General features: G+C 65.9%; 1 protein-coding gene and 1 pseudogene. Both read right to left on the bottom strand.

Features of this window, described 5'->3' with window-relative positions; all coding sequences use genetic code 11:
* Positions 1 to 1,115: 1,115 nt before the first annotated feature.
* A pseudogene (locus ABZ624_RS42855) lies at positions 1,116 to 1,573 on the bottom strand (DDE-type integrase/transposase/recombinase); the annotation flags it as partial.
* Positions 1,574 to 1,614: 41 nt separating this feature from the next.
* A partial coding sequence (locus tag ABZ624_RS42850; RefSeq protein WP_360101149.1) for a transposase family protein occupies positions 1,615 to 1,935 on the bottom strand: 321 nt, incomplete at its 5' end.

Here is a 1,935-nt window from a genome sequence, read left to right as displayed (position 1 = left end):
TCCAGGACCTGCTGAGGTGCTGGACCGGCACCTGCACCACCTGCGGCCGACCCCTGCCGACCATCAGAACCAGAACCTAACGAAGCACTACTAGGCAGTTTCGTTTGGATCATCAGATCGCTGCTCTGGTGTGTCGTTACTCTAATCAGACGCGCAGTGGGCGTGGATCGAGCCGTTGCTCCCGGACCGTACGCCGAAGCGGGGCGGCCGCTGGCGGGAACACCGCCAGGTGATCGAGCCAGTCCACCGGCGTTGCCGCCATCTGCGACTACGGTGCCGTTCCAGCGTGCCGGCCACACCTCGGCGTGGTGCAGTGGGAAGAAGGCATGATCGAGCACTCGGGATGTTGCGATGGCCGACAGCTACAAGCAAAGCGGCCCGTTAAGGCGCGAGCGGCGGCGGTGGACCACAACCAAGTTGCTGGGGCGGACCTTTGCCGCCTTGCTCGTAGGCGGGGTGGCTTTGGTGATGCTTTTTGCCACCCTTGGGGCGGTCCTCGAGGCAGTGTGCCCATGAGACGGACAGGCCGAAGACACACACGTCGTCGCTCTCCCTCAGCGCGCACGCCCCGGTCCCCGCCTTGACATCCTCGCCACACTCAAGGAGGGGTTCGCCGCTGCTCTGGGCAACACCGCGATCGACCCTCGCCGTGCTGGCTCGCCTGGGCGCCACGCCACGTCCCGGTTTCGTTGCATACGGCCGCTGGACCCGCGAAGCGACCGAGTCGATGCCCTGGAGGCAATGCCACGGGTTTTCGACCAAGAGAACCGTCTCCACAGAGGCTATATGCATGTTTGCCCCCCCGTCCAGCAATTGCTGGACGCGGGCCAGAGCCACGGCAGTCGCAGATACATCCACGCCGACGACCGGCCTTTCGGCGGCAAACCGCCGAGCCAGCCACCACGTCTGGTGCCCGTTGCCGCAGGCCGCGTCGACCAGCGGCAAGCCAGGACGGAGCAGGCCGCTGACCTGCTGGCACCCAACGCGCCACTGCAGCTCTGGGTCGGTGTCCCACGAGGGGATATCCCGGCCGCCGGTCACGGACCAGTACCATTCCCAAGTGTCGGCCTCGAACGGAGTTTGGGGGCTTTCTCCTTGGCCATGGACACCGGTTGTCATGTGGCGGTGGCCAGCGTAGTTGATCGCTGCTCGTAGGCGATCGGGCTGATCTGGGCGAGGCGGGTGTGCCTTCGCCGGGTGTTGTAGCGGGTCGCCCATCGGAAGACCGCGAGTCGGGCCTCGCGGGCCCGGTTCCACCGCTTCCTCCCCTAGAGTGTCTCGCGTTTCATGGTCGCGTTTAGGGATTCCGCGGCGGCGTTGTCCGCACTCGTGCCCACCGCACCGCGTGATCTGATCACGCCGAGCTCCGCGCAGCCCTGAGTGAACTCCTTCGAGACATATTGCGCTCCGTTGTCGCTGTGGTGGAACACCGCGCCGCGCAGGCCGTCGGCGCCGCGGGCAGCCGCAGCGGCCCTGAGCGTCGGTGACCAGCTCCGTGCGCATGTGGTCGGCGGTCGACCAGCCTGCCAGCCGCTTTGAGCACAGGTCCAACCGTTGCCAAATACAGGAATTCTCACGCATGACGCACTCGACGTGCTTCTGAGTGAACCTCTTTCATCCTGTGTATTCGCAGGTGAGGAGGGTGTGGACTGCTGCGACCACTCTGCCGATACGGTTGGTCGAGCATCGGGCTTGTCGTAGCAGTCGCCAGGACTTGAGGCGGGCGAAGGCGCATTCGCCTGGAGCGCGGAGACGGGCGTGGTCGCGGTTGTACTGCTGGTAGTGCTCCGGAAGTTCACGGTGGCCGTAGTAAGGGGTGCGGACGGTGGCGCCGGCGTCCTGGTGGGCGCGATCGGCCAGGACGAGGATCTGGCGGGTGAGACATGCCTGGACGATGCCGTGAGCACGGGCTGCGGTCAGGTCGTGGGTCCGTCC

The sequence above is a fragment of the Streptomyces sp. NPDC007205 genome (assembly GCF_040634095.1).
Lineage (GTDB): Bacteria > Actinomycetota > Actinomycetes > Streptomycetales > Streptomycetaceae > Streptomyces.
The sequence above is the reverse complement of the archived record's forward strand: the minus strand, read 5'-3'. Positions and strand labels throughout refer to the sequence as shown.